General features: G+C 69.5%; 1 pseudogene. It reads left to right on the top strand.

The features are described 5' to 3' along the window. Positions 1-275 (top strand): annotated as a pseudogene (locus GVK32_RS28790) (phage portal protein); the annotation flags it as partial.

Here is a 275-nt window from a genome sequence, read left to right as displayed (position 1 = left end):
CGCGTGACGGCAAAGATTATGATCCGGCGGTGCTGAAGCAGGCGGTGGATGACGCGGTCGGAGCGCTGCCGCCGGCGCAGGACGGCAGGAGCGTGACGCCGGAAGACGTGCGGCCGCTGCTGCAGGAACTGGTCACTGCGGCGGTAGCCGAAATCCCGGTCCCGCGTGACGGCAAAGATTATGATCCGGCGGTGCTGAAGCAGGCGGTGGATGACGCGGTCGGAGCGCTGCCGCCGGCGCAGGACGGCAGGAGCGTGACGCCGGAAGACGTGCGG

The organism is Klebsiella sp. 18074 (assembly GCF_902705905.1).
Taxonomy (GTDB): Bacteria; Pseudomonadota; Gammaproteobacteria; order Enterobacterales; family Enterobacteriaceae; genus Klebsiella; species Klebsiella terrigena.
The sequence above is the reverse complement of the archived record's forward strand: the minus strand, read 5'-3'. Positions and strand labels throughout refer to the sequence as shown.